This window comes from Cyanobium sp. Candia 9D4 (assembly GCF_024346155.1).
GTDB classification, from domain to species: Bacteria; Cyanobacteriota; Cyanobacteriia; order PCC-6307; family Cyanobiaceae; genus Cyanobium; species Cyanobium minutissimum.
On the sequence record NZ_JAGQCK010000003.1, the window covers coordinates 19,448 to 40,973 of the forward strand.

20 protein-coding genes and 1 tRNA gene are annotated in these 21,526 nt (G+C 70.6%); 9 read left to right on the top strand and 12 right to left on the bottom strand.

All coding sequences use genetic code 11. The features are described 5' to 3' along the window. The first annotated feature begins 21 nt into the window (after nt 1-21). The 4 genes from KBZ08_RS08265 to KBZ08_RS08280 are packed head-to-tail and all read left to right on the top strand — an operon-like array spanning nt 22 to nt 6,266. On the top strand, nt 22-1,587 hold the full coding sequence (locus tag KBZ08_RS08265) for an anthranilate synthase component I family protein (protein ID WP_106221879.1): 1,566 nt from the start codon (nt 22-24) through the stop codon (nt 1,585-1,587). Next, nucleotides 1,584-2,747 (top strand): glutamate--cysteine ligase, encoded by a 1,164-nt coding sequence (gene gshA / locus KBZ08_RS08270; protein ID WP_254972381.1) that lies wholly within the window; start codon nt 1,584-1,586, stop codon nt 2,745-2,747. The genes KBZ08_RS08265 and gshA overlap by 4 nt, the downstream gene beginning before the upstream one ends. A gap of 26 nt (nt 2,748-2,773) precedes the next feature. Beyond that, nucleotides 2,774-5,779, top strand: coding sequence for a phosphoenolpyruvate carboxylase (ppc, locus tag KBZ08_RS08275; RefSeq protein WP_254972735.1), 3,006 nt, complete (start codon nt 2,774-2,776; stop codon nt 5,777-5,779). 16 nt (nt 5,780-5,795) lie between these two features. Next, a complete protein-coding gene (locus KBZ08_RS08280; RefSeq protein ID WP_254972382.1) occupies nt 5,796-6,266 on the top strand; it encodes an N-acetyltransferase in 471 nt (156 codons plus the stop codon). 15 nt (nt 6,267-6,281) lie between these two features. Here KBZ08_RS08280 and KBZ08_RS08285 read toward each other — a convergent pair. Then, nucleotides 6,282-6,355: transfer RNA gene (locus KBZ08_RS08285), tRNA-Arg, on the bottom strand. Between the two features lie 91 nt (nt 6,356-6,446). Here KBZ08_RS08285 and recF point away from each other — a divergent pair. Continuing rightward, complete coding sequence (gene recF, locus KBZ08_RS08290; RefSeq protein ID WP_181280163.1) at nt 6,447-7,538, top strand: DNA replication/repair protein RecF; 1,092 nt, start codon at nt 6,447-6,449, stop codon at nt 7,536-7,538. A gap of 88 nt (nt 7,539-7,626) precedes the next feature. Next, on the top strand, nt 7,627-8,121 hold the full coding sequence (speD, locus tag KBZ08_RS08295) for an adenosylmethionine decarboxylase (protein WP_106221873.1): 495 nt from the start codon (nt 7,627-7,629) through the stop codon (nt 8,119-8,121). 80 nt (nt 8,122-8,201) lie between these two features. Here the strand turns inward: speD and larE are convergent, their stop codons facing one another. Continuing rightward, nucleotides 8,202-9,074 (bottom strand): ATP-dependent sacrificial sulfur transferase LarE, encoded by an 873-nt coding sequence (gene larE, locus KBZ08_RS08300; protein WP_106221871.1) that lies wholly within the window; start codon nt 9,072-9,074, stop codon nt 8,202-8,204. A gap of 71 nt (nt 9,075-9,145) precedes the next feature. Between larE and KBZ08_RS08305 the strand changes: the two genes are divergently transcribed. Then, complete coding sequence (locus KBZ08_RS08305) at nt 9,146-10,309, top strand: cob(I)yrinic acid a,c-diamide adenosyltransferase (protein WP_106221869.1); 1,164 nt, start codon at nt 9,146-9,148, stop codon at nt 10,307-10,309. A 24-nt stretch (nt 10,310-10,333) separates the two neighbouring features. Here KBZ08_RS08305 and KBZ08_RS08310 read toward each other — a convergent pair whose 3' ends face one another. The 3 genes from KBZ08_RS08310 to KBZ08_RS08320 form a co-directional block, all read right to left on the bottom strand. Further along, entirely contained in the window at nt 10,334-11,005 is a 672-nt protein-coding gene (locus KBZ08_RS08310) for an ion channel (protein WP_106221867.1), read from the bottom strand. A gap of 121 nt (nt 11,006-11,126) precedes the next feature. Continuing rightward, nucleotides 11,127-12,296: a molybdopterin-synthase adenylyltransferase MoeB gene (moeB, locus tag KBZ08_RS08315; RefSeq protein WP_106221865.1), complete on the bottom strand. Its 1,170-nt coding sequence runs from the start codon at nt 12,294-12,296 to the stop codon at nt 11,127-11,129. After that, the gene (locus KBZ08_RS08320; protein WP_254972383.1) at nt 12,283-12,786 is read right to left on the bottom strand and encodes a M67 family metallopeptidase; all 504 of its coding nucleotides are present in this window, start codon (nt 12,784-12,786) and stop codon (nt 12,283-12,285) included. The genes moeB and KBZ08_RS08320 overlap by 14 nt, the downstream gene beginning before the upstream one ends. Nucleotides 12,787-12,829: 43 nt before the next feature. On the opposite strand from KBZ08_RS08320, the gene KBZ08_RS08325 reads away from it, so the two are divergent. Further along, a complete protein-coding gene (locus KBZ08_RS08325; RefSeq protein WP_106221863.1) occupies nt 12,830-13,204 on the top strand; it encodes a CAAD domain-containing protein in 375 nt (124 codons plus the stop codon). Between the two features lie 39 nt (nt 13,205-13,243). On the opposite strand, the gene KBZ08_RS08330 is transcribed toward KBZ08_RS08325, so the two are convergent. Continuing rightward, the gene (locus KBZ08_RS08330; protein WP_254972384.1) at nt 13,244-14,185 is read right to left on the bottom strand and encodes a fructosamine kinase family protein; all 942 of its coding nucleotides are present in this window, start codon (nt 14,183-14,185) and stop codon (nt 13,244-13,246) included. A 327-nt stretch (nt 14,186-14,512) separates the two neighbouring features. Here KBZ08_RS08330 and crtD point away from each other — a divergent pair, with 327 nt between their 5' ends. Then, nucleotides 14,513-16,072: a C-3',4' desaturase CrtD gene (gene crtD / locus KBZ08_RS08335; RefSeq protein WP_254972385.1), complete on the top strand. Its 1,560-nt coding sequence runs from the start codon at nt 14,513-14,515 to the stop codon at nt 16,070-16,072. A 17-nt stretch (nt 16,073-16,089) separates the two neighbouring features. On the opposite strand, the gene KBZ08_RS08340 is transcribed toward crtD, so the two are convergent. From KBZ08_RS08340 to KBZ08_RS08365, 6 genes are all read right to left on the bottom strand, one after another. Continuing rightward, entirely contained in the window at nt 16,090-17,025 is a 936-nt protein-coding gene (locus KBZ08_RS08340; RefSeq protein ID WP_106221858.1) for a phycobilisome rod-core linker polypeptide, read from the bottom strand. A gap of 287 nt (nt 17,026-17,312) precedes the next feature. Continuing rightward, the gene (locus KBZ08_RS08345) at nt 17,313-17,546 is read right to left on the bottom strand and encodes a hypothetical protein (RefSeq protein WP_106221856.1); all 234 of its coding nucleotides are present in this window, start codon (nt 17,544-17,546) and stop codon (nt 17,313-17,315) included. 190 nt (nt 17,547-17,736) lie between these two features. Continuing rightward, entirely contained in the window at nt 17,737-18,018 is a 282-nt protein-coding gene (locus KBZ08_RS08350; RefSeq protein ID WP_106221854.1) for a hypothetical protein, read from the bottom strand. Between the two features lie 56 nt (nt 18,019-18,074). Beyond that, nucleotides 18,075-18,722, bottom strand: a complete 648-nt coding sequence (locus KBZ08_RS08355; RefSeq protein ID WP_254972386.1) for a PCC domain-containing protein — start codon at nt 18,720-18,722, stop codon at nt 18,075-18,077. A gap of 24 nt (nt 18,723-18,746) precedes the next feature. Beyond that, nucleotides 18,747-19,316: a hypothetical protein gene (locus KBZ08_RS08360; protein WP_254972387.1), complete on the bottom strand. Its 570-nt coding sequence runs from the start codon at nt 19,314-19,316 to the stop codon at nt 18,747-18,749. After that, a complete protein-coding gene (locus tag KBZ08_RS08365) occupies nt 19,309-21,519 on the bottom strand; it encodes a mechanosensitive ion channel family protein (protein ID WP_254972388.1) in 2,211 nt (736 codons plus the stop codon). The genes KBZ08_RS08360 and KBZ08_RS08365 overlap by 8 nt, the downstream gene beginning before the upstream one ends. Between the last annotated feature and the right edge of the window lie 7 nt (nt 21,520-21,526).

Below are 21,526 nucleotides of genomic sequence, written 5' to 3' on the forward strand. Positions count from 1 at the left end.
TTTTGCCTGCCTGTCGCCGTGATGCCCGGTTCTGATCGCAGCGCCTTCCTCGCCCGCATCGCCGGTGGGGAAGCAGGTGCTGACTTGGCCGTCAATCTCCTGCCCCTCTGGAAGCGCTGGCCCGCCGACCTGGAGACCCCCCTGACCACCTGGCTGAAGGTGGGGGCGGGCGGCAGCCATGGCGTGCTGCTGGAGTCGGTGGAGGGGGGCGAGCAGCTGGGCCGCTGGAGCTTCGTCGTCAGCGACCCGCTCTGGACCCTCACCTGCCGCGGCGACCGGGGCGAGAGGCGCTGGCGCGATGGCCGCTGCGAACAGCTCCAGGGCAACCCCTTCTCCCTGCTGCGGGAGGCGCTCGCCCCCCTGCGCCCCGGACCGGTGGAGGGCCTGCCGACGGTGGCCCAGCTGTTCGGCTTCTGGGGCTACGAACTGATCCGCTGGATCGAGCCCAGCGTGCCGGTCCACGACGCCCCGGACGGGGCCCCGCCGGACGGCTGCTGGATGCTGGCCGACAGCCTGCTGGTGTTCGACCAGGTGAAACGCCAGATCACGGCGGTGGCCTACGTGGATCTCTCGTCGGGGGCCGATCCCGGCGAGGCCTACGACCGGGCGGCGGCCCGCATCGAAGCCCTTGAGGCCCGCATGCACGCCCCGTTGCCGGCGCACGTCAAGCCGCTGGCCTGGCACGAAGCGAGCGGCGCCGAGCTGGCCACCCGCAGCAACCGGGACCAGGCGGAGTTCCAGGGCGCGGTGGCGACTGCGGCCGAGCACATCGCCGCCGGTGACGTGTTCCAGCTGGTGCTGAGCCAGCGGTTCGAAACCAGGGTGACCCACGACCCCTTCGATCTCTACCGCAGCCTGCGGATGGTCAACCCCTCGCCCTACATGGCGTTCTTCAACTTCGGCGACTGGCACCTGATCGGCTCCAGCCCCGAGGTGATGGTGAAGGCGGAGCCCTGTGCCGAAGGGGTGAAGGCCTCCCTGCGGCCCATCGCCGGCACCCGGCCCCGGGGCGCCGATGACGCCCAGGATGCGGCCCTGGCCGAGGAGCTGCTGGCCGATCCGAAGGAGCGGGCGGAGCACGTGATGCTGGTCGACCTGGGCCGCAACGACCTGGGCCGGGTCTGCCGGGCCGGCACGGTGCAGGTCAGCGAGCTGATGGTGATCGAGAAGTACTCCCACGTGATGCACATCGTCAGTGAGGTGGAGGGGCTGCTGACCGAGGATCACGACATCTGGGACCTGCTGATGGCTTCCTTCCCGGCGGGCACCGTGAGCGGCGCCCCCAAGATCCGCGCCATGCAGCTGATCCACGCCCTCGAACCGGAGGCCCGCGGGCCCTACTCGGGCGTCTACGGGGCGGTGGATCTGGCCGGTGCCCTCAACACCGCCATCACGATCCGCACCATGGTGGTGCTGCCCCACCCCGAGGGCGGCTGGCGGGTGCAGGTTCAGGCCGGTGCCGGGATCGTCGCCGACTCCCGGCCGGAGGCGGAGTACCAGGAGACCCGCAACAAGGCGCGCGGCATGCTCAAGGCTCTTGCCTGCCTGGAGCCCGCCACCGCCGACGCGGCCGGCGTGACGCCATGAGCGCCCCCCTGCTGCTGAAGGGCTTCGAAGTGGAGATGTACACCGGCCGGGCCGACGGCACGGTGGTGGGCTGCTCCGCCGAAGCGGCCGCCGCACTGGCGGGGTTCATGACCGAGCCTGACCACCGCAACCTCGAGTACGTCACCCCGCCCGAGGCCTCCTACATCGCCCAGCTGGAGCTGCTGCTGGAACCGCGCCGGCGCCTGCGCCGCTGGCTCCAGCCCCGCCAGCTGACCCTGCTGCCCGGGAGCACCCTGAGCCTGGGGAACAGCCGCCGCTTCGAGCGCTCCGACCCCGAGAACCCCTACCACGGCTACATCGAGGCCACCTATGGCACCTGGGTGGTGACCGCCAGCGTCCACATCAACCTGGGCCTGACGGAGATGGACGCCCTGTTCGCGGGCCTGCGGCTGCTGCGCTGCGAAGCCTCCCTGCTGCTCGCCCTCAGCGCCAGCTCCCCGTTCCTCGACGGGGAGGTCACCGGGGCCCACTCCCAGCGCTGGCTGCAGTTCCCAATCACGCCGCCCCTCGTGCCCCTGTTCCGGGACCACCGCCACTACATCGACTGGATGGAGGAGCAGCTGGCCGCCGGGGCGATGCGCAACGTCCGCCACCTCTGGACGTCGGTGCGGCCCAACGGCGACGACCGCCCCCATGGCCTCAACCGCCTCGAGATCCGCATCTGCGACCTGATCGACGACCCGCTGCTGCTGCTGGCGGTCACCGCCTTCACCGAACTGCGCCTGCAGCAGCTGCTGCAGGATCCCGCGGGCCAGGATCCCCTGGCCGCCGGCCGCTTCGGGGCCGCCGAGCTGGAGGCCATCGCCGATGCCAACGACCGGGCCGCGGCCCGCTCCAGCCTCCAGGCCCGGCTGGTGCACTGGCGCACCGGCGAGACCCTGGAGGCCCGCGCCTGGATCGCCGCCGAACTCGAAGCGATGGCGCCGCTGGCGGCCGAACTGGGGCTGGCCCGGTGGCTGGCGCCCCTCCACGACCTGCTGGCCGGCGGCAACCAGGCGATGCGATGGCTGGCGCGCCATGGGCGCGGCGAAAGCATCGGTGCCATCATCGGCAGCGAAGCCGTGGCTCTCGAACGGCGGGAGAGGGCCCTGGACGCATGGCTGGCGACAGAAGCAGCCCAGGTTCCTGGAGGATCATGAACAGCACCCCCGCGCCCACCGCCCCCATGCGGCTCCACCTGACCGAGCCTTCGGTCGTTCCCGCCGAGGCCTCACCCGGGGTGATCCGACTGCTCACCGAGCGGCTGGAGCTGGTGGAGGACCTCTGGCAAACGGTGCTGCGCAGTGAATGCCCGCCCGAGCAGGTGGAGCGCCTGCTGCGGCTCAAGGAACTGAGCGGTCCGGTGGCGCCGGGCCTGGATCCGGAGGCCCCCTCATCCGTCGACACCGACGGCATCGTGGCCCTGATCAAGGCCATGGACCTGGCCGAGGGCATCGCCGCGGCCCGGGCCTTCTCCCTCTACTTCCAGCTGGTCAACATCCTTGAGCAGCACATCGAGGAGGACAGCTACCTCGAGAGCATCAAGCGGGCCCCCGCCCCCGCCAGCAACGACCCCTTCCTGCCGCCCCTGGCCAGCCAGAGCGATCCGGCCACCTTCCGCCAGCTGTTCGAGCGCCTGCGGGCCCTGAACGTGCCGCCGGGCCAGCTGGAGGGGCTGCTGCGGGAGCTCGACATCCGGCTGGTGTTCACGGCCCACCCCACCGAGATCGTCCGCCACACCGTGCGCCACAAGCAGCGGCGCGTGGCGGCCCTGATCCAGAAGCTGCAGGTGAACGGCCAGGGCAACCCGGACGACAACGACCGGCTGCGCCAGCAGCTCGAGGAGGAGATCCGGCTGTGGTGGCGCACCGACGAGCTGCACCAGTTCAAGCCGTCGGTGATCGATGAGGTCGATTACGCCCTCCACTACTTCCAGCAGGTGCTCTTTGACGCCCTGCCCCAGCTGCGCCAGCGCATCCGCGCCGCCCTGGCCGCCAGCTATCCCGACGTGCAGCCCCCCCGGGACGCCTTCTGCACCTTCGGCTCCTGGGTGGGCTCCGACCGGGACGGCAACCCCTCGGTGACCCCGGACGTGACCTGGCGCACGGCCTGCTTCCAACGCCAGCTGATGCTGGCCCGCTACATCCAGTCGGTGTCGGTCCTGCGCGACCAGCTCAGCATCTCGATGCAGTGGAGCCAGGTGAGCGCGGCCCTGCTGGAATCCCTGGAGATGGACCGGCTGCGCTTCCCGGAGATCTACGAGGAGCGCGCCGCCCGCTACCGGCTCGAGCCCTATCGGCTGAAGCTGAGCTACACCCTGGAGCGGCTGCGCCTCACCCAGCAGCGCAACCAGCAGCTGGCCGAGGCGGGCTGGGAATCCCCCTGCGACGGGTCCTCCGGCTACGAGGCCGGACTCAGCAGCCTGATGGAGCCGGCCCCACCCCAGGAACTGCACTACGCCTCGGTGGAGGAATTCCGCACCGACCTGGAGCTGATCAAGGAGAGCCTCGATGCCACCGGCCTGAGCTGCGAAGCCCTCCAGGACCTGCTCAGCCAGGTGCACATCTTCGCCTTCTCCCTGGCCAGCCTCGACATCCGCCAGGAGAGCACCCGCCACAGCGACGCCATCGACGAGCTCAGCCGCTACCTGCTGCTGCCGGTGCCCTATGGCGAGATGGACGAGGAGCAGCGGGTGGAGTGGCTGCTGAGCGAACTCAAAACCCGCCGGCCCCTGCTGCCGCCGGCGGCCCGCTGGAGCGCCCCCACCGCCGAGACCTTCGCCGTGTTCCGGATGCTGCAGCGGCTGCAGCAGGAGTTCGGCCGGCGCATCTGCCGCACCTATGTGATCTCCATGAGTCACACGGTGTCGGACCTGCTGGAGGTGGTGCTGCTGGCCAAGGAGGCCGGGCTGGTGGATCCGATGGCCCAGAAATCGGCCCTGCTGGTGATCCCCCTGTTCGAAACGGTCGAGGACCTGCAGGGGGCCCCGGCCGTGATGGGGCGGCTGTTCGCCGACCCCTTCTACCGCCAGCTGCTGATCAGCAACAGCGACGGCGAGCAGCCCCTGCAGGAGGTGATGCTGGGCTACTCCGACAGCAACAAGGATTCCGGCTTCCTCTCCAGCAACTGGGAGATCCACCGGGCCCAGATCGCCCTGCAGTCGCTGGCCGATGCCCACGACGTGGCCCTGCGCATCTTCCACGGCCGCGGCGGCTCGGTGGGCCGGGGCGGTGGCCCCGCCTACCAGGCGATCCTGGCCCAGCCCAGCGGCACCCTGAAAGGACGCATCAAGATCACCGAGCAGGGGGAGGTGCTGGCCTCCAAGTACTCCCTGCCGGAGCTGGCCCTCTACAACCTGGAAACGGTCACCACCGCCGTGCTCCAGAACAGCATGGTCAGCACCCCGGTGGACGACACCCCCACCTGGAACGTGCTGATGGAACGGCTCGCGGCCCACTCCCGCGACCACTACCGGGCGCTGGTCCACGACAACCCCGACCTGGTGGCCTTCTTCCAGCAGGTGACCCCGATCGAGGAGATCAGCAAGCTGCAGATCTCCAGCCGACCGGCCCGGCGCAAGAGCGGCGCCAAGGACCTCTCCAGCCTGCGGGCCATCCCCTGGGTGTTCGGCTGGACCCAGAGCCGCTTCCTGCTGCCCAGCTGGTATGGGGTGGGCACGGCCCTGCAGGCCGAGCTCGATGCCGACGGCGAGCAGATGGAGCTGCTGCAGCTGCTCTACCAGCGCTGGCCCTTCTTCCGCATGCTGATCTCCAAGGTGGAGATGACCCTCTCCAAGGTCGACCTGGAGCTGGCGGGCCATTACGTCACCTCCCTGGGACGCCCCCAGAACCGGGAGGTGTTCGCCCAGATCTTCGAGGCGATCGCCCGCGAGTTCGCCCTCACCCACTCCCTGGTGCTGCGCATCAGCAACCACAGCCGGCTCCTTGACGGCGACCCGGCTCTGCAGCTGTCGGTCGACCTGCGCAACCGCACGATCATCCCCCTGGGCTACCTGCAGGTGGCGCTGCTGCGCCGGCTGCGGGAGCAGAAACGGCAGCCGCCCATGAGCGAAGGGCCGGGCGACGGGCCGGGAGGCGGCGGCGACGGCCGCACCTACAGCCGCAGCGAGCTGCTGCGCGGCGCCCTGCTCACCATCAACGGCATCGCCGCCGGCATGCGCAACACGGGCTGATTCCCTGGACTCTCTGTTGATCCCCTTCCGCAGCCAGCCCCCGACTCCACGCCTGCGGGAGGGTTACGCCCTGCTGCTGCAGCACGACCCCGATCCGGCCGGCCTCAACCACCTGCTGGTGGCCTGCGGGGATGGCCCCCGCAGCCCGGAGCGCTGGCAGCGGGTGCTGGAGCGCAGCACCTGGCATCTGGTGGTGCTCAACCCCGCCGGCCGGCTGGTGGGTTTCGTGCGCGCCACCAGTGACCAGGCCCTCAATGCCAACCTCTGGGACCTGATGGCCGATCCGGCCGACCCCTGCCGGGACGAGGTCATCGGCGCCCTGGTGCAGGCCGCCCTGGCCCGTCTGCGGCGGGAGCTGAGCGGCTGCAGCATCTCCCTGTCCGCCCCGCCCGAAGCCGTGACCGCCCTCACCCGGGCCGGGTTCGTGGTCGACCCCGGCGGAATCCGGGCGATGGGCCTCAACCTGAGGAGCAGTGAAGAGGGGTGAGGGTGACTGGGCTGACGAGCATGGAGGGACTCGAACCCCCGACATTCAGAACCGGAATCTGACGCTCTATCCAACTGAGCTACATGCCCTGCCACGGTGGTTCCGGCCCCCTGGGGGACCTTGGCCGCCGATGGGGGTACCTTAGCGGCTGACCGCCCCAGAACCATCCGGCTGCACCGCCTGGACTTCCGGCATTTCCGCAACATCGACGGCCTGCAGCTGACGCTGGAGGCACCCCGGCTGCTCGTCATCGGCAGCAACGGCCAGGGCAAGTCGAACCTGCTGGAGGGGGTGGAGCTGCTCACCAGCCTGCGCTCCCACCGCTGCAGCGTCGACCGGGATCTGATCGGCCACGGGCACCCCTGCAGCCGGCTGGGCGCCCTCACCGATGAGGCCGACAGCCTGCAGCTGGAGCTACGGCGCAGTGGCGGACGCCAGGCGTTCCGCAACGGCAAGCGGCTGGAGCGTCAGCTCGACCTGATCGGTCCCCTGCGCTGCGTCGGCTTCAGCGCCCTCGACCTGGACCTGGTGCGCGGGGAGCCCGCCCTGCGGCGCCAGTGGCTGGACCGGGTGGTGCTGCAGCTGGAGCCGGTCTACGGCGCCCTGCTGAGCCGCTACGGGCGCCTGCTGCGCCAGCGCAGCCAGCTGCTGCGCCGGGGCCTCGGTGCCGAAACGCGCCAGGAGCTGCTGGAGGCCTTCGATCAGCAGATGGCCCTGGTCGGCGCCCGCCTGCACCGCCGCCGCCAGCGGGCCCTGCGACGCCTGGAGCCACTGGCGGTGGCCTGGCAGCAACGCATCGGCGGGGCCGGCGAACCGCTCCAGCTCGACTACGTCAGCGGCACCGAGCTGGCGGAGGCGAGCGACGAGGAGGGCCCCTGGCGCCAGGCCCTGGAGGAGCAGCTGCGCCGGCAACGGCCCCAGGAGGAGCGCCTCGGCCAGTGCCAGGTGGGTCCGCACCGCGACGAGGTGGCCCTGCTGATCGGCGGCCAGGCCGCGCGGCGCTACGGCTCCGCCGGCCAGCAGCGCACCCTGGTGCTGGCCCTGAAGCTGGGGGAACTGGAGCTGGTGGGCCAGGTGGTGGGCCAGCCGCCGCTGCTGCTGCTCGACGACGTGCTGGCCGAACTCGACCCGGGGCGCCAGCAACTGCTGCTGGAGGCGGTGGGGGACGGCCACCAGTGCCTGGTGAGCGCCACCCACCTGGAGGCCTTCAGCACGGGCTGGCGGGCCCGCAGCCAGGTGGTGGAACTGCGCAGCGGAGCGCTGGTGGCCTGAGGGCCGAACTCCCTGCTGCCGCAGGCAGCCTGGCGAACCTCGGTTCCGCGCTCCGGCACGTATGGTGAGGCCTGTTTGACCGGATTCGATGAACCAGACCCTTTCCAGCCTGCATCCCAACCCGGGATGGAAGCCCGCCGCCTCCCCCACCCACCCGATTGCACACCCCGTCTCCGCCCCAGGCGACACCACCGACGCGGTAGGGAAACACTGCATCCTCGAGCTCTACGACTGCGACTGCGCACGGCTCGATGACGAAGCTTTCCTCAGGGACACCATCACGACAGCAGCCAGACGTGCCGGTGCGACCCTGCTCAACCTGATCACCCACCGCTTCGAACCCCAGGGCGTCACGGGGCTCGCCCTGCTGGCGGAATCCCACATCTCCATCCACACCTGGCCCGAATCGGGCTATGCGGCCGTGGACGTGTTCACCTGCGGTGACCACACGATGCCGGAACGGGCCTGCCAGGTGCTGTGGGAGGAGCTGGGGGCCGGCCGCCACAAGCTCACCAGCTTCCGGCGCGAGACGCCCGAAGCCCTGGCCGACAGCCAGAGGGAGCCCCACCTCGCCAGCGCCTGAGCGCCGGTGCATCCACCACCGACTGCCGGGGACACCCTCCCCGGCAGATTTTCTGCGTCCATCACTGGCCAGGTCGCTCCTCAGTCCCGCTCCGGTGTCAGGGCGCGGTTCAGCTTGCCGCTGACCAGCCCCTCGAGGTCGAGGGCCACGGCGCTGAATCCCATCCCCCGGAACGCCGCCACCAGCTCGGGGCGCAGTTCGCCTTCGGCCAGGCGCTCCAGTGCCGCCGGTAATGCGGCTGCGGGGATCTCGATGCGGGCCGTCTCCCCCTGGCTGCGCACCCGCAGTTCGCGAAAGCCGCGCTGGCGCAGCCACTCCTCGGCGGCGGCCACCCGGGTCAGCCGCGTCGCGCTGATCGGTTCGCCGTAGGGGAAGCGGGAGGCGAGGCAGGGCTGGGCCGGCTTGTCCCACCAGGGCAGACCAAGGGCCCGGGAGAGCTGGCGCACCCCCGCCTTGTCGATGCCGGCCTCCGCCAGGGGGGAGCGCACCCCGAACTCCCGGGCGGCACGGATCCCGGGCCGGTGGTCGCCCAGGTCGTCGAGGTTGACGCCATCGAGCACCTGGGCCCCTTCGGCGGCGGCGGCGATGGGGGCCAGCAGGCGGTGCAGCTCCCGTTTGCAGGCGTAGCAGCGATCCTGGGGGTTGCTGGTGTAAGCGGGGTCGGCCAGCTCCGCGGTGGTCAGTTCCCGGTGGCGCAGCCCCAGCCAGCGGGCCTGGTCGCTGGCCTCGCGGCGCAGGTGGGGGGCCAGGGCCGGCGAGACGCCTGTGACCGCCAGGGCCCGCTCCCCCAGCCGGTCGCCGGCCAGGGCGGCCACCAGGGCGCTGTCGACACCGCCGGAGTAGGCCACCACCACCTGGGGAAAGGCGTCGAGCTGGCGGCAGAGCGACTCCAGACCCCTCTCCAGCGGAGCCGGCAGGGCTTCGAGCAGGCTGAGGCGGCGGGTGGCTGGCATGGCCTCGATCCTGGCAAGGCTGGGTAGCATCCGGGTCAGTTCTGCCCGCCGCTGCTCCCCGCCACCCGCCGATGACCCCCGCCGCCCGCAGCACCCAGACCCCGCAGCGCGGCACTGGGCGAGGCATCGGCATCCGCACCGCCGCCGGCAGCGACGAGCGGGCCCACGGCCAGCTGCACGTCTACGACGGGGAGGGCAAGGGCAAGAGCCAGGCGGCCCTGGGGGTGGTGCTGCGCACCATCGGGCTGGGCATCTGCGAGCAGAAGCGCACCCGGGTGCTGCTGCTGCGGTTCCTCAAGGGCCCCGGTCGCGCCTACGACGAGGACAGTGCCATCGAGGCCCTGCAGCAGGGCTTCCCCCACCTGATCGATCAGGTGCGCACCGGCCGCGGCGACCACTTCAGCGCCGAGGAGGCCACCCGCTTCGACCATCAGGAGGCCCAGCGGGGCTGGGACATCGCCAAGGGGGCCATCGCCAGCAACCTCTATTCGGTGGTGGTGCTCGACGAACTCAACCCCGTGCTCGATCTGGGCCTGCTCGACACCGAGGAGGTGGTGCGCACCCTGGCCACCAAGCCGGCGGGGATGGAAATCATCTGTACCGGTCGGGGGGCGCCGCGTCAGCTGGTGCAGCTGGCCGATCTGCACTCGGAGATGCGGGCCCACAGCGGCCCCCAGCAGGGTCTCGAGGGCCTGGAGATCTACACCGGGGAAGGCAAGGGGAAATCCACCAGCGCCCTGGGCAAGGGGCTGCAGGCCATCGGGCGGGGCATCAGCCAGGACAAGAGCCACCGGGTGCTGATTCTGCAGTGGCTCAAGGGCGGGGCGGGCTACACCGAGGACGCGGCCATCGCCGCCCTGCGCGAGAGCTACCCCCACCTGGTGGACCACCTGCGCTCCGGGCGCGACGCCATCGTCTGGCGGGGCCAGCAGCAGCCGATCGACTACGTGGAAGCGGAACGGGCCTGGGAGATCGCCCGAGCCGCCATCGCCAGCGGCCTCTACAAGACCGTGATCCTCGACGAGCTCAATCCCACCGTGGACCTGGAGCTGCTGCCGGTGGAGCCGATCGTCCAGACCCTGCTGCGCAAGCCCACCGAAACGGAGGTGATCATCACGGGCCGCTGCAAGAGCCGGCCGGCCTACTTCGACCTGGCCAGCGTCCACTCGGAGATGGTGTGCCACAAGCACTACGCCGAGCGGGGTGTCGACCTCAAACGCGGCGTCGATTACTGATCCTGGCGGTCAGGGGACTGCCGTTCAGGGGTTCCCGGGTCCATCGGCCCGCTCGAGCTCCAGTTGATCCTCCTCGAGCATCACCACTTCCTCCGAGGCGATGAACCGCCCCAGCAGCAGGCCCACCAGCAGGGCCACGTAGAGGGTGCTGGCGACGCTGAGGAGGATCACGAAGCGCTCCCCCACCGCATTGGACGGCAGCACATCGCCGTAGCCGACGCCGGCGATGGTGACGAAGCTGAAGTAGGTGAGCCGGTCGAGCAGCAGCTGGTGGCTGGCGGCCGCCCCGAGGCTGAAGCTGCCGGGGACGAGCACCTGGGTGGCCGTGGCCAGCACGCCGCCGGTGAGCCCCAGGTGCAGATAGCCCGCCGCGGCCCCGGCCATCACCAGGCCATTGACCCGCGGCACCCGGGCCAACAGGCGCACCAGCCGCAGGGAGGTGGCCAGGAAGAAGAGGCTCAGCAGCACCATCTCCACGGCGCGGAACAGGCCGCCGGGCCAGGTCCCCATGGCCACCGGCACCCAGAGCCCCAGGCCCCCCACCAGCCCGATCCCCCGGAAGATCTCCTGGCGCAGGCGGGCGTAGGTCACCCCGGCGATCACCGGCAGGGTCTGGATTGACTGCAGGATCAGCAGGTTGAAGACCAGGGCCAGGAGCACATTGGCCGGCCAGCCCCGCGTGGCCGTCAGCGGCATCACCAGGATGGGCAGCAGGGCCGTCAGCAGAAGCGGCAGGAAGCGCTTCTCAAGGGCGATCAGGCGGCGGGCTTCCTGGCGGCGGCGCTCCAGCCACCGCTGCCTGGCGGGGGAGGAGGGGTCAGTAGCGCGGAACGTCAGGATCCACCTCCTGGCTCCAGGCGTCGATGCCGCCCTGCACGTTGACCCCCTCGATGCCGTGGCGGGCCAGGGCGATCAGGGCCTTGGCGGACCGTCCCCCCAGCTTGCAGTGGACGTACAGCCGCTTGCCGCTGGCGAGGCGCCGCACCTCCTCGATCGCCTCGCCGCTCTCGATGCGATCGAGGGGCACCAGCACGGCGCCGGGGATCACGGCGATCTCGGCCTCCGGCGGATTGCGCACATCCAGCAGGAGCAGCTCGTCCCGGGGACCGTCGAGCAGGGCCTTGAGTTCGGTGACGGTGATCGTGGCCACGCTGCCCGCCTCCTCCTGGCCGGGGGCCGAGCCACCGACGCCGCAGAACTCCTGGTAATCGATCAGCCTGTCGATCACGGGACGCTCCGGGTTGGGGCGCAGCTTCAGCTCCCGGAAGCTCATCTTGAGGGCATCGAAGAGCAGCAGGCGGCCACTGAGGCTGGTGCCGATGCCGGTGATGAGCTTCACCGCCTCGGTGGCCTGGATCACGCCGATGATCCCGGGAAGCACCCCCACCACACCGCCTTCGGCGCAGGAGGGCACCATGCCCGGCGGCGGCGGCTCGGGGAAGAGGTCGCGGTAGTTGGGCCCACCCTCGAAGTTGAACACCGTGGCCTGGCCCTCGAAGCGGAAGATCGAGCCGTAGACGTTGGGCTTGCCCAGCAGCACGCAGGCGTCGTTGACCAGGTAGCGGGTGGGGAAGTTGTCGGTGCCGTCGCAGACGATGTCGTAGCCGGCGATGATCTCCAGGGCGTTCTCACTGCTGAGGGCCGTTTCGTAGAGATCCACCTGGCAGTGGGGATTGATCTCGTGGATCCGGGCCTTGGCGGATTCGATCTTGGGCTTGCCCACCCAGCTGGTGCCGTGGATCACCTGGCGCTGCAGGTTGCTGTGGTCCACCACGTCAAAATCGACGATGCCCAGGCGGCCGACGCCGGCGGCGGCCAGGTAAAGGAGCAGAGGGGAGCCGAGGCCGCCGGTGCCGACGCACAGCACCGAGGCCGCCTTGAGCCGCTTCTGCCCCTCCATGCCGATCTCCGGCAGGATCAGGTGGCGCGAGAAGCGCACCACCTCATCGGGGCTCAGCTGGACGGCGCTGGTGTCAGGAGGAAGCATGGCAGCGAAGGCCCACGTCGCTCGAATCGTCCATTCTCCACGCCAGCGGCCGGGGAGGGCCGTGCTCCGGCAGCCACCAGCAGGCCAGGGACCACTGGGTGCCCCCGTCGGCCGGCGCCGCGGCAGGGCCATCGGCCTGCCCCAGGATCAGCATCAGCGTGGGGGCAAAGGCGAGCGAGCGGTCCAGGGCCGAGGGCAGCGGCGCCGAGCGCGGGTGGCTGTGGGCCGAGCCCAGGACCGTTAGGCCCCGGGCCCGGGCCCACTTCTGCGCCTGCAGCTGCTCGCGGGGGTCAAGGGCGAAACGGCGACGACGCTCCGGCGGCGGCTCCCAGGCATTGAGACAGGGCCAGACGTGGTCGATCCGCCAGGGGTCGCGGCGACCCAGCAGCAGGGCACAGCCCTCTTCGGGTGCGGCGGCCAGCAGGACGGCCTCCAGCACCGTCAGCGCCTGCCGACCGAGGCACAGCTCCTCTGGCGTCGGTGGGTCCACACCGGTACGTTATGCGTCATTCCGTCAGGAGACCGCTCCTTCCATGATCGACAGCACGACCGAGGTGAAGGAGACCATGCAGGACGACACCACCAGCAGCTCCGCCGCAGAGGCTGATTTCAGCGAGCGCTACAGCGACGTGATCGGCAAGATCAACGAAACCCTCGACAAGGTCGACTGGAGCCAGGTCGGTCGGATCGGCAAGGCCTCCGGCGTACTGCTGGCCGTGATCGTGGCCCAGATCCTGATCAAGGGCGTGCTCGACACCATCAACCTGCTGCCCATCGTCCCCGGGCTGCTGGAGCTGCTCGGCCTGGTGGTGGTCGGCAACTGGAGCTGGAACAACCTCACCACCGGCGAAAAGCGCTCGGCGGTGATGGCGAAGATCCAGACCCTGCGCAAGGAATATCTGAGCTGAGCGCCGCTCCGTCCGCATCAGGGGGGGCGTGAACCCGTCTCACGCCCCGTCCGCCCTCTCGCCGCGCTCCACCAGGGCATCGAGGCAGGCCGCGCTCTGGCCCACATAGCTGCCACCGAACAGGTTGGCATGGTTGAGCAGGTGATAGAGGTTGTAGAGGTCGCGCCGCGCACGGTGCCCTGAAGGCAGGGGCCAGGTGTGCTGGTACCCCTCGAAGAAGGCCTCGGGAAAGCCTCCGAACAGGCGCGCCATGGCCAGGTCCACTTCCCGGTCGGCCCGGTGCACCGCCGGATCGAAGATCACGCCCTGGCCATCGCCGCTGATGGCCGCATTGCCGCTCCAGAGATCCCCGTGCACCAGGCAGGGATCGGGGTGGTGGTCCGCCAGCCACTGTCCGGCGCGCTCCAGCAGCACGGAGGCCTGCCGCAGCGGCTGGCCGCTGCGGGCCAGGTGCTCCAGCTGGGGAGCCAGCCGTCGTTGCACGAAGAAACGGCCCCAGTCCGCCTCCCAGCCGTTGCGCTGCGGGAAGGAGCCGATCACGTTGTCCCGGGGCCAGCCGAAGGCGGCCCCGACCCGATCCTCCGCCACGCAGCGGCGGGTCAGGCTGCGGCGGTGCAGCGCAGCCAGCGCTGCCCCCAGGCGGCGCCACTGCGGCTCATGAGCCGCAGAACGGCCGCGCGCCAGGTCGAGCCAGGGGAGCACCAGGACAGTCGAAGGTCCCGACACCCCGCAGGCCAGGGGGACGGGCACCCGTGGGCCCTCGTCACCCGCCGCCGCCGCGAGGGCCCGCAGGCCATCGGCTTCCGCCTCCAGAAGGGGCAAGGAGGAGGCGCCATTTGTTTTGGCAAACAGCCGGCGGCCATCAGCCAGATCCAGTCGCCAGGCGTTGTGGATGCAGCCACCACCCACCGGTGTCCAGCCGACAGGCTCGACACCGAGCTGCTCGGCCAGCCAGGCGGCGAAGGAATCAGGCAGAGGCATGGGCCAATGCGGTGGTTTACTCCAGCCTGTCCCAGCGGCCCCATCGCGACCGACAGGACGTGCCAAAGAAAGCCCCTGCCTGACGGCAAGGACGGATCGGCGAAGGGTGGGAACGAGCTCAGGCCACCGCGGCTGGCTTCGTGATCCGTGCCCTGAGCTTGCGGCTGAAGCCGAAGGCGGCTGCAGCGCCCACCACGGGGAGAGGTCCAGGGACGGAGTCCGGCGGTACCCACCAAGGGCACCGGCCCCACTGCGGCCCCGCCGGAGAAGGGACCCACGCCCCTGAGCCCCCTCCTGCCAACATCAGCCTGAGGCACAGATGCAGCGTTGAACCCCAGCGGAAGTGGCCAGACGGACGCGGTGGTGGTGGGCGCCGGCATCGCCGGCCTGACGGCGGCGGCCCTGCTGGCGAAGCAGGGCCTGCAGGTGGAGTTGCTCGAGGCCCATCACCAGAGCGGTGGCTGCGCCGGCACCTTCCGGCGTGGTCCCTACGTGTTCGACGTGGGGGCCACCCAGGTGGCGGGGCTGGAGCAGGGGGATGGCACCCCCGCCGGCATCCATGCCCGCCTGTTCCGCCATCTGGGGGTGGCACCACCGGCGGCGGTGCCCCTGGACCCCGGCTGCGTGGTGGATCTGGCCGACGGCCGCGAGCCGGTGTCGATCTGGCGCGACCCGCAGCGCTGGCGGCAGGAGCGGTTGCGACAGTTCCCGGGCAGCGAACGGTTCTGGGACCTCTGCGACGTCCTGCACCGGGCCAACTGGGCCTTCGCCTCGCGGGATCCGGTGCTGCCGCCGCGCTCCTGGTGGGATCTGGGCCAGCTGCTGGGCGCCCTGGGGGCGGGAACTCTGGCCAGCGGCCTGCTCACCACCGCCACCATCGCCGACCTGCTGCGGCTGACCGGCTGCGGCGCCGACCGGCGGCTGCGGCGCTTCCTGGATCTGCAGCTGCGGCTCTATTCCCAGGAACCGGCGGATCGCACCGCCGCCCTTTACGGGGCCACGGTGCTGGCGATGGTGCAGGAACCGCTCGGGCTCTGGCACCTGGAGGGGTCGATGCAGGCGCTCAGCGAAGCCCTGGAGGGCGCCCTCGCCCAGCACGGCGGGCGGCTGCGACGGCGGCACCGGGTGGAGCGGCTGCAGCCGCCGGAGCGGCCCGGGGGCGAGTGGCGGATCGCGGGCCAGCGTGGCGGTGGCCCACCCGGCGCCAGGAACCCAGCGGGGGAGGCGTTCCACCTCAGCGCCCCCGAGGTGGTCGTCAGCCTGCCTCCCCAGACCCTGCCGGCCCTGCTCGGGGATGCGCTCCCCGCCGGCTACCGGCGGCGGCTCGAGGCCCTGAGCGAACCCAGCGGTGCCCTGGTGTTCTACGGAGCCGTCGAGCGGGACCGGCTGCCGCCGGGGTGCCCCAGCCACCTGCAGCTGGAGGCCCCTGACCCCGGCTCCCTGTTCGTGTCGGTCAGCCAGGAGGGGGACGGCCGGGCGCCCGCCGGACGCGCCACGGTGATCGCCAGCGTGTTCACCCCGGCCCGCCCCTGGTTCGGCGGGGACGAGGCCGCCTATCAGGCGCAGAAGCAGCAGGCGATGGCCGCCATCCAGCGGGGCCTGGAGCGGCTGCTGGGGGTGGGGCCCGCCGACTGGCTGCACGGGGAGCTGGCCACCCCCCGGGGCTTTGCCGGCTGGACCGGCAGGCCCTGGGGCTATGTGGGCGGCCTGGGCCAGCACCCCAGCCGCTTCGGGCCCTTCGGCCTGGCCAGCCGCACCCCCCTGACGGGGCTGTGGCTGTGCGGCGATGCCATCCACCCGGGCGAGGGCACGGCCGGGGTGAGCCTCTCGGCCCTGATGGCCTGCCGCCAGCTGCTGGCCGGGCGGGGGGTGGACCTGCGGCCCTGACCCCCCGCCACAGGACCTCAGTTGACGCTGACGCGCACCACCCGGCCGCCGAGACGCTGCACCCGCTGCAGGGCCTCGTTCATGCGGCTGTAGGGCACCCGCATCACATAGGCACCGCTGCGCACCACGGCGTTGTTCACCAGCCCGGTGGCGGTGATGGTGGCCACCCGGCCGCTGGGGGAGCTGGTGCCACGCACCCCGGCCGACACCACCAGGGCCTCCTCGCGGTGGCCGCGGGCGGGATCGGTGCTCTGGCCGCTGCGGGAGATCGGACCATCGACGCTGGCTCCGCCCTGGGCCAGGTTGGCCTGGAAGAAGGATTCACCGCTGAAGCGGGGACGCAGGACCGTCACCGTCACGGCCCGGTCCTGGTGCAGGGCCCGGCCCAGCTTGAAGCGGGTGCCGGCGCTGTCTCCCTTCACCGACGCCGCCGCCCCGCCGGCCAGCTGCATCAGCCAGGAGAACTGCTGCCCCTGGTGGCCGGCGGAGTAGTCCCAGCCGTGCAGATAGGGCACCACGTCGGAGCCGAAGCGCTCCTGGTACTCGGGGCTGTCGATATAGGAATCGATCTCGGCGTCGTATCCCTGCTCCTGCAGGATCGTGAAGTGGTGCAGCATCTCCGCCTTGTTGTGGGGAGCCCGGCCGAGGAGATGCTTGTGGTTGAGTTCGATGAAGCGGTAGGGATTGCAGTTCTCGAAGAAGCGGGAGCGATACAGACCGCTCCTGGCGAGGGTGCGCACGAATTCCTGCACGGTGAGATAACCGTTGCGGAACAGGGATTCGGCACCGGTGAGGCGCTCGCTCTGCATCACATACTGCTGGCCCAGCACCTGCTGATACACCAGGCGGATGATGGCGTCACGATCCTGCTGGGAGGCTTTTGACCAGTTCTCCTTGTTGCGGTCATCGGCGAAACGCTCGATGCCAAGGGACGGGGCTTGGACCAGGGCCATGGGGGAAACAGGGCAAAGGGCAGAGGGAGGAGCATCGCCGGGGGCGGCCCACCTGGCGGATTCAGACAGGAACCGGTGCGGGGGAACAGCGGGACGTGGTTCCCCGGAAGGCCGTGCCCGCCGACGATGTCAAGCTGCGATTCTCAGCGGATTCCCCTGAATTCAGCCAGAATCGTTACAGCGCTCAGTGCCAGGAAAAGGATCCATACATTCCTTCACCACGAAGGATGACGCCTGCACCACGAAAGATTGCGAAAGAAAACGCAGGCGGCAGCGCATGCCCCTCCTCAGGAAGCGATCCGGTCGGCATCGTTGCGGTCGGCATCGTTGCCGCGGCGCTGGACCTGGCGCAGGGGCCGCCGATCCGCGTCACGGCTGAGGCTGGAGCGGGAAAGGACCGGCAGTTGCAGGGACGGGGCGGGGCTCGCCGCGTCCTGGCAGAGGCTGGCCCAGACGGTTTCAAGGGCGGCCAGCTCGTCGGCCGGAGACCAGCCCGTGGCGGACGGGCGTGCTTCCCCCAATGGGCGATTCTGGCGCCTGGGCTGCGGGAGCTCGATGGTCACTTGTCTTCCCACCACCTTTCTGACCCTTGTACAACATCCGGTGGCAGCGTCCAGAGGGGAGGCAACACAAGCTGACGAAAGAAATTCTGAAGACACGACCACGGGGAAAACGCTGAAATCCGCCTGGAACCGCCCCAACCCCCCGGGGCTACTCGTCGCTGGGCAGCAGCACCAGGGTATGGAGCTGGTCGGTGCCGAGACCATGGGTGAGGATCCACACCTGCAGTCCCTGACCGAGATCAAAGACGCTGCGCAGGGATCCCTGCTGCCGGTAGGCGGCGATGGTGTTGTCACGGGCGTCGCGGGCATCCACCACGCCCCAGTCGCCCCGGCGGTGCCGGGACACCAGGCGCTGCAGGGTTTCAGCATCCACCCACTCGCGCACCTCCGGACTCACGTCCACCGGGCCGATGGCGAGGCGGGCAGCCATGACAGTCGCGTCTCTGGTGTTGAACCTAGGCCGGGCCGGGGCGGGGGGTCAGCCCCTCAGCGCAGGTGGTCGAGCTCGCCGCGGCCGTGACGATCGGCCAGGGCGTCGTAGCCGCCGATGGGCTCGCCATCGATGAACACCTGGGGCAAGGAGGCCAGGCCGCTGCGCTTGGCCACCGCCGCCCGCGCCGCCGCATCATCGGCGAGCTGGACCTCATGGGGGATGCCGAGGGTGCGCAGCATGCGCAGGGCCCGTGCCGAGTAGGGGCAGCCGCTGCGGACGGCGATCTCCACCCGGGGATGGGACGGGGCGGCGGGAGCGCTGGGGCGGGCCGCCGCGGCCGCCACGGCCACCGAGGGATCCCGGGGGGCTCCGGCCTCCGGCAGGAACCCCACCAGCAGGTCGGCACCCCTGAGCACCAGGCTGCCGTGCTCGAGGTGGCCGCCCCACACCTGGCAGTCGCCGTCGGAGAGACTCAGGTGCAGATGCACCCCCTGGGGCGCCACGGTGCCCTGCAGGGTGATGATCTCCAGGTGTCCCTGAAGCACGGTGGGTTCCTCCAGGCCCGGACACTGGAAGGCCGCCTGGGAGAGGTCACCCACCACGCCGAGCACGAACCCGGAGGCGTCGGCGTTGATCGCCAGCTGCTCAAGGCTGGCGCGCAGGTCACTGCCCGGGCCGAGATGCAACGGCAGGGGGTGCATGGCGGACCGGGACGGGAGAGGGGGTCAAGGTAAGTCCTGGACGTCCGACGCCAGCGGCACCAGGCGGCAGCGCAGCAGGGCCAGGGCCTCATCCGGCAACCCCAGAAAGCGGTCCAGCCAGCGATCGCCGCTGGGGGCGATGGTGGCCACGCCCACCAGCACCGCCCGACCGTCGCCGTCGAGGGGCTGGCCGCTGGCCCGGTGGCGGCGGCCCTGCACCGGGCCGGTGACGAGCGTGGTGGCGACGATCAGGTCGGGGGCGCGGTAAAGGCTGCCGATGGCGAAGCGGAAGCGGGCGGCGAACTCCAGCGCCATCGCCCCGGTGGCGCCGTCGAGGCGGCCCTCGAGTCGCTCGGGGTGGATCGTGATCGCCAGTCCGGGGGGCAACGGCAGACCCAGGAAGCGGGTGGAGCGCCCGTCGAGCGGCGGGATGCTCAGGCCGGTGGGAGCAAAGCGGAGGGTGCCGGTGCCGGCGGGATCCGGCGCGGCGAGCACCCCCAGCCCGCCGCCGCCGCGGGCGTCGTAGCGGAAGCGGGGATAGGCGCCGATCGCCAGGCCGCAGCCCGCCTGGGTCTGGAGCGTCAGCTCAGGCATCGATCTGGACCTCCGCCTGGGTGGGGTAGGGGATTTCGATCCCCTCGGCGGCGAACAGGGCCAGCAGGGCCCGGTTGAGGCGGGCCACCTCGTCCTTGAACGCCGCGTAGGTCGGCTGGGCAGAGCGGTAGTCGTAGGTGAAGTCGTAGCTGAAGTCGCTGATGGCCATCAGGCGACAGGCCCGGAAGGCCGCCAGGGGCTCGCGCGCGAACAGGGAGGCGATCAGCTCCGGGATGCGCTGGAGCTGTTCGGGGCTGGTGGTGTAGGCCACGCCGATCACCATGCGGGAGCGGATCACCTGATCGAGGATCTGGCGCAGTCGCAGCAGCACCGCCTCCCGCAGGGTGAGGTAGTCGGTCCAGCTGGGGGCGTGGATCTGTCCGCAGCAGCGCAGCAGCAGGTCCCCGTCGTCCGTCGCCTGGTCGAGGAACACCTGGGCGGCGGACAGTCCCGGCAGATCGGTGAGATAGAGACGGCCGAAATGCACCAGGTCGTCCAGCTGATCGGGCGTGAGCTGCGCCGGCAGGGGCAGGTGCAGCTCGAAGACGTGCAGCACCGCATCCTGCGCCTGACCCGAGCGCAGGGAGTAGTTGACGATCGTCTCCTCATCGACGACCGAGTTGGGGATGGTGATGCGGCTCTCGTGGGTCTGCAGTTCCAGGGACCGCAGCCCGATCTTGGTGACATAGCCGAGGTTGCTGCCGATGCGGCAGAACTCCCCCACCCGCAGGGGACGGTCGGTCTGGATCGACAGCCCGGCGAACAGGTTGCCCAGCAGCTTCGAGGCGCCGAGTCCGATGGCCAGGCCGGGCACGGCGGAGAAGGCCAGCACGGTGGAGGCCGGCAGGCCCAGCAGGATCAGCAGCCGGTACATCAGGGAGATGCCGATGACGGCGCCCAGCACCCGGCAGACGGGCATCACCAGGTTGCTGACCCGGCTCAGCTGCAGGGCGTTGCGCCGTCCTCGCAGGATCGTGATCCACTCTGCCAGGCTGCGGCCCAGGGCCTCCATCAGGAAGAAGCTGAACAACCCGGCCCAGGTGAAGTACAGCGTGTAGAGCAGATACATCAGCACCTGCAGCGGCAGGCCGGTGACGTTGACGTCCTGATCGAGCACCAGTTCCACCAGACGGGTGATGGGCAGGGCCACCCCCGCCAGCAGCACCCGGTGCCAGGCGATGTTGTCCAGTCGCCAGATCTCCATGGGGGTGAGGCTCCTCCGGGCGGACCGTTCGGTCATCCGATAGGTGCCCAGCAGGGCCAGCACCAGCCGGAACTGCACCAGGGCGAAAGCCGCCATCACCGCCAGCCCCAGCCCGATCTGGAACACGGTCTGGTCCCAGAGATGGGTCTCCAGCACGTTGCGGCGCAGGCCCTCGGGGAGGCTCAGATACCACTTGGGCGGCAGGATATGGCCGGGTCTGAGGCTGAAGGCGTCGTAGATGGCCGGCGTCAGCAGGCTGGCAGGGCCGTCGGAGGGGGCTCGCTGCGTCCTGATCTCCTCGTAGAGACCGGGGATCTGGGCCACCGTGGACGCCGAAAACCGGTAGCCGCGATCACGGCCCTCTTCCGTCCCCTCGTCCGAGAGGGTGATGGAGGTGCCCGGGATGGTCCAGCTGGCGCCGGGATTCACCCGTTCCCCGTTCAGGGCCTTCATCCCGGCCGCATCAGGGATCTCGAAAGGCTTGCGGCTGTGGGTGAAGACGTAATCGAGGATCACCTTGAGCTTGAGGGCATATTCATCGGCGAAATCCGCCCGGATGCTCTGGGGAATCTCCGACACATCCAGGGCCTTCACCGCCTCCTCGAAGTAGCTGTTGATCAGCGCCAGTTCCCGGCGCACGGCGCTCGACCAGAACAGCCCGGGTGTGGCCGCCGCCCTGGCCTCGATCCGGGCGATGTCGCGGCTCACCTGGGCCATCACCACGTAGAAGTTGAGCAGGGTGGCCCTGGGGCTGTCCCCCACCACCTGGTTGAGGGGGGCATCGGTCCATTGCTGCTTCAGCTCCAGCAGCTGGCCGTGGAACGGCTGGCTGGCCAGGGGCACATAGGTGTTCCGGCCCGCGCCGGCGGCGGGGGCCCCCTGGCCGGCGGAGAGCGCCGCCGGGGACAGGCCCAGCAGCGGCAGCAGGCAGGCGATCAGGAACGCCAGCAGCGGTCGGAGCAGACGGGGCACCCGGAAGCCGCGGCACATGTCCCGCATGATGGCG